The organism is Nonomuraea longicatena (assembly GCF_039525605.1).
Lineage (GTDB): Bacteria > Actinomycetota > Actinomycetes > Streptosporangiales > Streptosporangiaceae > Nonomuraea > Nonomuraea longicatena.
On record NZ_BAAAHQ010000036.1, the window covers coordinates 131,553 to 138,078 of the forward strand.

7 protein-coding genes are annotated in these 6,526 nt (G+C 72.4%); all 7 read left to right on the plus strand.

Annotated features, from left to right (window positions below; translation table 11 throughout):
* The first annotated feature begins 10 nt into the window (after positions 1-10).
* Complete coding sequence (locus ABD120_RS29255; protein ID WP_343953372.1) at positions 11-1,492, plus strand: ABC transporter substrate-binding protein; 1,482 nt, start codon at positions 11-13, stop codon at positions 1,490-1,492.
* 3 nt (positions 1,493-1,495) lie between these two features.
* Positions 1,496-2,440: an ABC transporter permease gene (locus tag ABD120_RS29260; RefSeq protein ID WP_343953373.1), complete on the plus strand. Its 945-nt coding sequence runs from the start codon at positions 1,496-1,498 to the stop codon at positions 2,438-2,440.
* Positions 2,437-3,264, plus strand: coding sequence for an ABC transporter permease (locus ABD120_RS29265; protein ID WP_343953374.1), 828 nt, complete (start codon positions 2,437-2,439; stop codon positions 3,262-3,264). Before ABD120_RS29260 ends, ABD120_RS29265 begins: the two co-directional genes overlap by 4 nt.
* A complete protein-coding gene (locus ABD120_RS29270; RefSeq protein ID WP_343953375.1) occupies positions 3,257-4,171 on the plus strand; it encodes an ABC transporter ATP-binding protein in 915 nt (304 codons plus the stop codon). Before ABD120_RS29265 ends, ABD120_RS29270 begins: the two co-directional genes overlap by 8 nt.
* On the plus strand, positions 4,140-4,934 hold the full coding sequence (locus ABD120_RS29275; RefSeq protein WP_343953376.1) for an ATP-binding cassette domain-containing protein: 795 nt from the start codon (positions 4,140-4,142) through the stop codon (positions 4,932-4,934). Before ABD120_RS29270 ends, ABD120_RS29275 begins: the two co-directional genes overlap by 32 nt.
* Entirely contained in the window at positions 4,931-6,109 is a 1,179-nt protein-coding gene (locus tag ABD120_RS29280) for a M20 family metallopeptidase (RefSeq protein WP_343953377.1), read from the plus strand. Before ABD120_RS29275 ends, ABD120_RS29280 begins: the two co-directional genes overlap by 4 nt.
* The coding region (locus ABD120_RS29285; RefSeq protein ID WP_343953378.1) for a P1 family peptidase at positions 6,106-6,526 on the plus strand (421 nt) is incomplete at its 3' end. The genes ABD120_RS29280 and ABD120_RS29285, both read left to right, overlap by 4 nt.

Genomic DNA, 6,526 nt, shown 5'->3' on the forward strand with positions numbered 1-6,526 from the left:
GCTGAGGAAGATGAGGCGAATCGCGACACTGATCGCCGGAGGCGGACTCCTGCTCGCCGCGGCCTGCGGCGGCGGCTCCTCCGGGCAGAGCGGTCAGAACCCTGCGGGAAAGCCGCTCTCGGTCGGGTTCGTCGCCGAGCCCGCCAACCTCGACTTCACCGCGACCGAGGGCGCGGCGATCCCTCAGGCGCTGCTGGTGAACGTCTACGAGGGCCTGGTCAAACTCGACCAGAAGGGTACGGTCGCCCCCCTGCTCGCCGAGAAGTGGGAGATCTCGCCCGACCGCAGGACCTACACCTTCACCCTCCGCAAGGGCGTGACGTTCACCAACGGCGCCCCGTTCACGGCCGACGACGTCGTCTTCTCCCTCGGCCGGGTCGCGACCGACTGGAAACTGAAGATCAAGTCGCAGCTCGACGTGGTCGACCGCGTGGAGAAGAAGGGCGACGCCACGGCCGTGGTCACGCTGAAGAAGCCGAGCAACGGTTTCCTCTATGCGCTGACGACCCGGCTCGGCGCCATGTTCAGCCGTACCGGCGTCGCCGACCTGGCCGCCAAGCCCGTGGGCACCGGCCCGTACGTGCTGTCGGGCTGGAAGCGCGGCGACTCCATCCAACTCGGTGCCAACGCGGCCTACTGGGGCACCAAGCCGCAGGTCGCGAGCGTGACACTGAAGTACTTCAAGGACGCGACGGCGATGAACAACGCGCTGCTGACCGGCGGCATCGACGTCATCTCCGCCGTCCAGGCGCCGGAGTCGCTCCAGCAGTTCGACGCCTCCCGCTTCCAGACGGTGGAGGGCACGACCAACGGCGAGGTGGTGCTGTCGATGAACAACGGCCGCCCGCCGTTCGACGACAAGAAGGTCAGGCAGGCGGTGCGCCACGCGATCGACCATCGCGCTCTGCTCGACACCGCCTGGGCCGGGCGCGGCCAGCTCATCGGCTCGATGGTGCCGCCGACCGACCCGTGGTATGAGGACCGCGCGGGCGACTACCCCTACGACGTTGCCAAGGCCAAGCAGTTGCTGGGCGGCCGGACCTTCGACGTCAAGATGCGCATCCCCAACCTGCCGTACGCGGTCGCGAGCGCGCAGGTGGTGAAGTCGCAGCTCGCGCAGGTGGGGATCAACGCCGAGATCGAGCCGCTGGAGTTCCCGGCCCGCTGGCTGGACGTGGTGTTCAAGCAGGGTGACTATGACCTGTCGATCATCAACCACGTCGAACCCCGCGATATGAGCATTTTTGGCGATAAGTCGTATTACTTCAGGTATGACAATCCCGCCTACGGCAAGCTCCTCGCCGAAGCCGACGCGGGCACCGAGCAGGAGCAGACCGACAAGCGCAAGCAGGCCGCCAAGCTCCTGTCGGAGGACGCCGCCGCCGACTGGCTGTTCCTGTTCCCCAACCTCATCGTGGCGAAGAAGGGCATCACCGGCCTGCCGGAGAACGCCATCTCCGAATCCTTCGACTTCACCGCCCTCGCCAGGTAGCCCATGCTCTACCTGCTCAAGCGGCTCGCGGTGCTCCTCGCGAGCACCGTGGTCGCCGCCGTCGCGGTCTTCGCCTTCATGGCGCTGCTGCCCGGCGACCCGGCCGAGATCGCGCTCGGGGTCAACGCCACTCCCGAGGCCGTCGCCGAGCTGAGCGCCCGCTTCGGCACCGACCGGCCGCCGCTCGCCCAGTTCGCGGACTGGGCCGGGGGACTGATCGGCGGCGACTTCGGCACCTCCTACGTCTCCGGCGCCCCCATCGGGCCGCAGATCGCCGAACGCCTCGGCGTCACCGCCGTCCTCGTGCTGGGCGGCATGGTGATCGCCCTGCTCGTGGCGCTGCCCGCAGGCACCTTCGCCGCCGTTCACCACCGCAACCCGCTCGGCGCCGCCATCAGCGCCTTCAGCCAGGTCGGCATCGCCGTCCCGGCCTTCCTCGCGGGCATCCTGCTGGTCTTCGTCTTCGCCGTACAGGCGCAGGTCCTGCCCTCCGGCGGGTACGTGCCCATGGCGGAGGACCCCGCGCAGTGGCTGCTCGGCCTGCTGCTGCCGTGGCTGTCGCTCGGGCTCGTGCAGGGCGCGGTCCTCACCAGGTACGTGCGCTCGTCCGTGCTCGACGTGATGCGCGAGGACTACCTGCGTACCGCCCGCGCCAAGGGCCGGGGGCGCATGGGCGCGCTGTGGCGGCACGGGCTGCGCAACGCCGCCGTCCCCGTCGTCACCGTCCTCGGGCTGCAACTGGCCACGCTGCTCGTCGGCGCCGTGGTGGTCGAGCGGGTCTTCGTCATCCCCGGCCTCGGCGACCTGCTCCTCAGCGGGGTCGCCACCCGCGACCTGCTGCTCGTGCAGGGTGTGGTGATGGTGCTCGTCGCCGCCGTCCTGGTGATCAACTTCCTGGTCGACCTGGCCTACGCCGTACTCGACCCCCGCCTGCGGGGTGCGCGATGAGAGGCCGGATCAACGCCGGGCTGGTCGCGGGCGCCCTGCTCGTCGGCCTGGTCGTGCTCGCCGCCGTGCTGTCGTTCTTCTGGACGCCGCACGACCCCCTGTTCGTGGACGCCGCCAGCAGGCTCCGGCCGTCCGGCGAGGGCCACCCGCTGGGCACCGACAAGTTCGGCCGCGACACCCTCAGCCAGCTCATGGTCGGCGCCCGCACCACCCTGTACGTCGGCGTCGTGGCCGTCGGCATCGCCGCCCTGCTCGGCGCCCCCCTCGGCATGATCGCCGGGATGACCGGGCACGGCTGGCTGTCCGAACTGGTCATGCGGGTCAACGACCTCGTCTTCGCCTTTCCCGCGCTGCTGCTGGCCGTCATGCTCGGCGCCGTGTACGGCGCGGGCACCCTCACCGCCATGATCGCGATCGGCGTCGCCACCGTGCCCGCCTTCGCCCGCGTGGCCCGCGCCGCGACCATGCAGGTCATGGTGAGCGACTACGTCCTGGCCGCCCGGGTGGCCGGGCGCACCCGGCGCGCCATCGCCGTACGGCACGTGCTGCCCAACATCGCCTCCGTGCTGATCGTGCAGGCGTCGGTCTCCTTCGCCATCGCCATCCTCGCCGAGGCCGCGCTGTCGTTCCTCGGTTTCGGCACCCGGCCGCCCACCCCGTCGTGGGGGCGCATGCTGCAGGAATCGCAGGAACTGCTGTTCTCCACGCCGCGCCTGGCGCTGTGGCCCGGTGTCGCCGTCGCCGTCGCCGTCCTCGGCTTCAACCTGCTCGGCGACGGCCTGCGCGACTACCTCGACCCGAAGCTCCGGAGGTCCCGTGCTTAGCGTCGAGCGCCTGAGCGTGCGCACCGGAGACCTCGACCTGGTGCGCGAGGTGTCCTTCTCCCTCGCCCCCGGCGAACGCGTCGGGCTCATCGGGGAGTCCGGCTCGGGCAAGTCGCTCACCGCGCTGGCCCTCATGGGCCTGCTGCCCGACGGCGTCACCGCCACCGGCACCGCCACGCTCGGCGGCACCGACCTCGTCGGCGTACCGGAGCGCAGGCTGAAGGGGCTGCGCGGCCGTACCGCGTCGATGGTCTTCCAGGAGCCGATGACCGCCCTCAACCCGCTGATGCGGGTCGGCGCCCAGGTCGCCGAGGCGATGACGCTGCACGGGCGCCCGCGCGCGCAGGCCCGCGAGCGCGCGCTCGCGCTGCTGGACCGGGTACGGCTGCCGCAGCCCGCCGAACTCGCCCGCGCCTACCCGCACCAGCTCTCCGGCGGGCAGCGCCAGCGCGTCATGCTCGCCATCGCCCTCGCCAACGACCCCGAACTGCTCATCTGCGACGAGCCCACCACCGCGCTCGATGTGACCGTCCAGAAGCAGATGCTGGAACTGATCGCCGAGGTCGCGCCCGCGCTGCTGTTCATCACGCACGACCTCGCCGTCGTCGCGCAGATGTGTGAACGCGTCCTGGTCATGTACGGCGGCCGCGTCGTCGAGAGCGGCCCCATGCGCGAGGTCTTCACCAGGCCCCGCCACCGCTACACCGAAGGACTGCTGGCCGCCTCCCGGCTCACCCCGCGCGGCACCCGGCTGCCCACGATCGCGGGCAGCGTCCCCTCGGCGGGCGAGTTCCCCGACGGATGCGTGTTCAGGAACCGCTGCCCGCACGCCACCCCCGCGTGCGAGGCGGAACCGGAGCTGACGGGAGGGCCCCATGGGTATGCCTGCCGGCACCCCGCTCATTGAGGCGCGCGACCTCACCCGCGTCTTCCGGCGGCCGAGAAGGTCGCTGACCAGGCCCGGCGAGGCCGTGCACGCCCTGCGCGGCGTGTCGCTCAGCGTGGCGCCCGGCGAGCGCTTCGGCCTCGTCGGCGAGTCCGGCTCGGGGAAGTCCACGCTGCTGCGCCTGCTGTGCGGCCTCGACCGGCCCACCGCCGGTTCCGTCCGGTTCGCCGGGCAGGAGATCACCGGCCGCCGCGACCTGCGCTTCCTGCGCGAGGACCTGCAACTGGTCTTCCAGGACCCGATGAGCTCGCTCGACCCGCGCATGAAGGTCCGCGACATCGTCGCGGAACCGCTCGTCGGCCTGCGCCGCCCCGTCGAGGGCCGCGTCGAGCGGCTGCTGGAGGAGGTCGGGCTGCCCGCCTCCGCCGCCGGCCGTTACCCCCACCAGTTCTCCGGCGGCCAGCGCCAGCGCATCGCCATCGCCCGCGCGCTCGCCCCCGAGCCGAAGGTGCTCGTCGCCGACGAGCCCGTCAGCGCCCTGGACGTCTCCGTGCGGGGCCAGATCCTGAACCTGCTGGCCGACCTGGTCGACGCGCGCGGGCTCACGCTGGTGTTCGTCTCGCACGACCTGTCGGTGGTCAGGCACGTGTGCGAGAGCGTGGCGGTCATGCGCGAGGGGCAGATCATCGAGCACGGGCAGGTCGACGCGGTGTGGGCCGACCCCCGGCACCCGTACACGCGAGAGTTGTTGCAGGCCGTACCCACCCTGGAAGGACTGCTGTGATCGAGATCGACGCCGAAGGCGTGGTGGCCTTCACCCAGGCGCTGGTGCGGATCCCCAGCACCAACGATCCCGCGCGCGGGCGCTCGGAGGAGCCCGCCGCGCGCCTGGTCGCCGACCTGATGCGCGAGTGGGGCTGGGATCCCGTGGTCTCGGCGGCCGCGCCGGGCCGCCCGAACGTGGTCGCCGTCGTCGAGGGCGGGCTGCCCGGCCCGACGCTCATGTTCGAGGGCCACACCGACGTCGTCACCGAGGGCGACCTGTCGGAGTGGACGGTGGACCCCTTCGGCGGCGAGATCCGCGACGGGCGGCTGTGGGGCAGGGGCAGCGCCGACATGAAGTCCGGCCTGGCCGCCACCCTGTACGCCACCCGCGCGCTCCAGCTCGCCGGGCCGTTCCCCGGACGGATCAAGGTGTGCGCGCTCGCCGACGAGGAAGGGTTGATGCTCGGCGCCCACCACTTCGTCGAGTCGGGCCTCGGCGCGGACGTCGACGGCGCCATCGTCGCCGAGCCGGAGGCGGGCGAGATCTGCGCCGTCGCCAAGGGCGCGCTCCGGGTGCGGGCCGACTTCACCGGCAAGATGGCGCACGGGGCGATGCCGCAGCACGGCCGCAACCCCGTCGCCGCCGTGGGAACGTTCCTGACCGCACTCGCCGCCTACCAGGACGAGCTCCAGCGGCTGCACCCCGCGCACGAGCACCTCGGCGAGGTCTACGCGACCCCCACGGTGGTCAGGGCGGGCAGCGAGGAGCAGGTCAACGTCATCCCGGCCACCGCCTCCGTCTTCGTGGACGTGCGCACCGTCCCCGGCGTCTCGCACGCCGAGGTCGCCGGGCGGCTCGGGCGGCTGGCCGTCTGTGAGGGCATCGGCGTCGAGATCACCGTGCTCGTGGACCGCCCCCCGGTCGAGGTCCCGGCCGACGACCCGGTGGTGGCCGCGCTCGCCGCCGCCCACCGCACCGTCACGGGCGAGGAGCCGGTCTACGGCGGCGTCCCGGGCTCCACGGACGGCACCGTCCTCACCCACTGGGGCGGCATCCCCTCGGTCGTGTACGGCCCCGGCGGCAAGTGGATCGCCCACCAGGCCGACGAGTACGTCGAGGTCGAGGAGATCGTCCGCTGTACCCGGGTGTTCGCCGAGGCCGCCCGCCGCTTCCTGCACCGGGACCTGTCGTGAAGGCCGGGCCGCTCAACTCGCTGACCGACGTGCCCGGCCTGCTGGTCGGCCACCACGGCCGCACGGACGGCGGCTACCGTACCGGCACCACGGTCGTCCTCGCCCCGGACGGCGGCGCGGTCGCCGGCGTGGACGTGCGCGGCGCCGCCCCCGGCACCCGGGAGACCGAACTGCTCGACCCCCGCAACCTGGTCGAACGCGTTCACGCGATCGTCCTCAGCGGCGGCAGCGCCTTCGGGCTGAGCGCCGCCTGCGGCGTCATGGACCGCCTGGCCGAGCGAGGCACCGGCTTCCCGGTCACCGGGGGAGTGGTGCCGATCGTCCCCGCCGCCGTCATCTTCGATCTCGGCAGAGGCGGCGACGTGCGCGCCACCCCCGACGCCGCGTTCGGCGCGGCCGCCTTCGACGCCGCCTGCG

Coding starts and splice junctions, on each gene's coding strand:
- ABD120_RS29265 (WP_343953374.1), top strand. CDS start 2,437: ATGAGAGGCCGGATCAACGCCGGGCTGGTCGCGGGCGCCCTGCTCGTC.
- ABD120_RS29260 (WP_343953373.1), top strand. CDS start 1,496: ATGCTCTACCTGCTCAAGCGGCTCGCGGTGCTCCTCGCGAGCACCGTG.
- ABD120_RS29275 (WP_343953376.1), top strand. CDS start 4,140: ATGGGTATGCCTGCCGGCACCCCGCTCATTGAGGCGCGCGACCTCACC.
- ABD120_RS29255 (WP_343953372.1), top strand. CDS start 11: ATGAGGCGAATCGCGACACTGATCGCCGGAGGCGGACTCCTGCTCGCC.